Source organism: Paraburkholderia sp. EG286B, assembly GCF_040965655.1.
GTDB lineage: Bacteria > Pseudomonadota > Gammaproteobacteria > Burkholderiales > Burkholderiaceae > Paraburkholderia.
In genome coordinates, this window is record NZ_JBFRCF010000166.1 from 1 (window position 1) to 455 (window position 455).

At 57.1% G+C, this 455-nt stretch carries 1 pseudogene; it reads left to right on the forward strand.

Going from position 1 to position 455, the window contains the following annotated elements:
* Positions 1-292 precede the first annotated feature (292 nt).
* Positions 293-455, forward strand: a pseudogene (locus AB4Y42_RS44235) (AraC family transcriptional regulator); the annotation flags it as partial.

The window sequence follows — 455 nt, forward strand, 5'->3', positions numbered from 1 at the left end:
GACATCATGGTGTGTGCGCCCATCGTCATGAATTTCTCGGCCCATACGGGATCGAGTTCGGCAATGGCATCCCACGCAGGATTCCAGTTGCCTGTGGCGCGCAGCTGATCGCACATTGTCGTCGCGCTGCGGTTCGTCTCTTCGCTCATTGCCTATGTCCTCGGTATTCCTGACGGAATCAAAACATTGCCCTAGTGGTGTGCCAACGGAGACAAGTATCCGGGTTCGGCAAGAAGACGTTTGACGCATTGGGACAAATAATTTACATTCTGGGACGCTACGGGAAAACGATATGTCCTATCTGCTTCGCAGTGCAGCCCTCACCAACTACGTCGAGGTGGCCCGGTCGGTGGGTCTCGATCCCTATCAGCAGTTGGGCGACGCAGGAATTGAGCGGTCTGTGCTGCTCGACCCCGACATCATGATTCGGGCCGAGGCGGTCGCGCGGCTGCTGG